Below are 1,242 nucleotides of genomic sequence, written 5' to 3'. Positions count from 1 at the left end.
CCGCCCCCGACCACCCCGGCCTGCGCAAAGTGCGGGTCGACGGCGGCTACCGCCAGCGCCTCGTCGAGCACGCCGCCCGCCCTCGGCATCGACCTCGAAATCGTCGAACGCATCCCCGGGACCAGGGGCTTCACCCCCATCCCGAAACGCTGGACCATCGAGCGGACCTACGGCTGGCGGATGCTCCACCGCCGCCTGGCCCGCGACTACGAAACCCACCCCCACCGCTCCGCAGCCATGACCCGCCTCGCCATGACCGATCTGATGGCCCGCCGCCTCACCGGCGAGAACACCATCCCCTGGCACGACCCGACATCACCCGATCAAAGCCGCATCCAGGGATGAAACAACAGGAGAACACGACCTCTAAGGTCCAGTTCATGGACGCTCAACGGCTCAGGCTCTCGTCGCGCAACTGGATGGCCGCCGCCTTCATCACCCTCGCTGAAGGTCCATCATCCCACGACTTGGCAGTCCACCATGCTGGGATCGCTGCCGAGCACCTCCTCAAAGCATACCTAGCCAGCCTTCACCCGGCTCTCATAGTGGAGGGCAAGGACTTCAACTCCCTGCTCCACGCGACGGGGCACGGTTTGTGCCTTGGTACATCGGTACAGCGGATATCAATGAGATTGATCTTGGGGTGAGTGTGCGGCCCGTCGTGTTGCGGACCTCTGGGTTTCCCGCAAGCGTGGGTGTGCCCGTGCCCTCCGGCGCGGGCTCAGCGTCCCCGAGTCAGCAGGGCCCGTCAGTGTCTACACGTGTTCTTCGGGCCAGGCCCTGACCACGGTCTCCGGGCCGTCCTCGTGCTCCTCGGCGAGCTGGATGATGACGTTTTCCAGGGAGCCGTAGGTGCCGATCCACTCGGGAACTTCTGCTCGGCGATGGTGGGGTTGGTCCACCAGCCACTGGAGGACGGCCCGTCCTTCGCGAACTGTTGGTGTGCCGCAGTTCCGGATCGGCGGTCAGATTGCCCACCACCGTCACCAGCGTCTCGCCCGCCATGCCGCCACCCCTTGCCTTGTGCTGGAACACGCCCACCGTACCGGGCCTGCCCGCCCGCTGGCACGATGACTGCTACTGAGCTTGTAGGTGTGGTGTCGTGAGGGGCTGACGTTGGATGCTCGTCGCGGTATGTCTGATGGATGAGGTATCCGCAAGGCGGTGGGCTGACGGATGAGCGGCGTGCGTTTCGCGAGTGCATCCGCACCGTAGACGGCTGACATGTTTGCCGCTGGCCTG

1 protein-coding gene and 1 pseudogene are annotated in these 1,242 nt (G+C 65.5%); one reads left to right on the top strand and one right to left on the bottom strand.

The window, feature by feature from the left end; all coding sequences use genetic code 11:
• A pseudogene (locus ACFWZ5_RS46455) lies at positions 1 to 345 on the top strand (IS5/IS1182 family transposase); the annotation flags it as partial.
• 410 nt (positions 346 to 755) lie between these two features.
• On the opposite strand, the gene ACFWZ5_RS46450 reads toward ACFWZ5_RS46455, so the two are convergent.
• A complete protein-coding gene (locus tag ACFWZ5_RS46450; RefSeq protein WP_384893356.1) occupies positions 756 to 902 on the bottom strand; it encodes a hypothetical protein in 147 nt (48 codons plus the stop codon).
• Between the last annotated feature and the right edge of the window lie 340 nt (positions 903 to 1,242).

Origin of the sequence: Streptomyces sp. NPDC059003, from assembly GCF_042740445.1 — a bacterium.
GTDB lineage: Bacteria > Actinomycetota > Actinomycetes > Streptomycetales > Streptomycetaceae > Streptomyces.
This window is presented reverse-complemented; position numbering and strand designations above follow the sequence as displayed.